At 52.3% G+C, this 820-nt stretch carries 1 protein-coding gene; it reads right to left on the bottom strand.

What is annotated here, in order from left to right; all coding sequences use genetic code 11:
• Window positions 1-52: 52 nt before the first annotated feature.
• Entirely contained in the window at window positions 53-757 is a 705-nt protein-coding gene (locus ACLJXE_RS24305; RefSeq protein WP_023327680.1) for an IS6-like element IS26 family transposase, read from the bottom strand.
• Between the last annotated feature and the right edge of the window lie 63 nt (window positions 758-820).

Raw genomic sequence — 820 nt, 5'->3', positions numbered from 1 at the left:
GGCACTGTTGCAAAGTTAGCGATGAGGCAGCCTTTTGTCTTATTCAAAGGCCTTACATTTCAAAAACTCTGCTTACCAGGCGCATTTCGCCCAGGGGATCACCATAATAAAATGCTGAGGCCTGGCCTTTGCGTAGTGCACGCATCACCTCAATACCTTTGATGGTGGCGTAAGCCGTCTTCATGGATTTAAATCCCAGCGTGGCGCCGATTATCCGTTTCAGTTTGCCATGATCGCATTCAATCACGTTGTTCCGGTACTTAATCTGTCGGTGTTCAACGTCAGACGGGCACCGGCCTTCGCGTTTGAGCAGAGCAAGCGCGCGACCATAGGCGGGCGCTTTATCCGTGTTGATGAATCGCGGGATCTGCCACTTCTTCACGTTGTTGAGGATTTTACCCAGAAACCGGTATGCAGCTTTGCTGTTACGACGGGAGGAGAGATAAAAATCGACAGTGCGGCCCCGGCTGTCGACGGCCCGGTACAGATACGCCCAGCGGCCATTGACCTTCACGTAGGTTTCATCCATTTGCCACGGGCAAAGATCGGAAGGGTTACGCCAGTACCAGCGCAGCCGTTTTTCCATTTCAGGCGCATAACGCTGAACCCAGCGGTAAATCGTGGAGTGATCGACATTCACTCCGCGTTCAGCCAGCATCTCCTGCAGCTCACGGTAACTGATGCCGTATTTGCAGTACCAGCGTACGGCCCACAGAATGATGTCACGCTGAAAATGCCGGCCTTTGAATGGGTTCATGTGCAGCTCCATCAGCAAAAGGGGATGATAAGTTTATCACCACCGACTATTTGCAACAGTGCC

The organism is Citrobacter sp. U14242 (assembly GCF_046555775.1).
Taxonomy (GTDB): domain Bacteria; phylum Pseudomonadota; class Gammaproteobacteria; order Enterobacterales; family Enterobacteriaceae; genus Citrobacter.
The sequence above is the reverse complement of the archived record's forward strand: the minus strand, read 5'-3'. Positions and strand labels throughout refer to the sequence as shown.

Coding starts and splice junctions, on each gene's coding strand:
- ACLJXE_RS24305 (WP_023327680.1), bottom strand. CDS start 757: ATGAACCCATTCAAAGGCCGGCATTTTCAGCGTGACATCATTCTGTGG.